We start from the raw sequence: 200 nt of genomic DNA, 5'->3' as shown, positions 1-200 counted from the left end.
TGCCTGAGCCGCCGGCCCGGGTGCGGGCCTGCGGTGGGGGGCGGGCGCCCGGTCGCCGTTCCCGGCCGTGTCCGGTGCGGCCGGGNNCGNCNNCCNNNCACNGCGGAGGGCCGGGGGGCCGGTGCGGGAGCGGACGGCCGGTGCGCGGGTGCGGAGGCCGCCTCGCGCGGCCCGTTCGCGGAGGCCGGGCGGGTGCCCGG

It is taken from the genome of Streptomyces sudanensis, from assembly GCF_023614315.1.
Taxonomy (GTDB): domain Bacteria; phylum Actinomycetota; class Actinomycetes; order Streptomycetales; family Streptomycetaceae; genus Streptomyces; species Streptomyces sudanensis.
Note: the sequence above shows the minus strand (reverse complement) of the source record.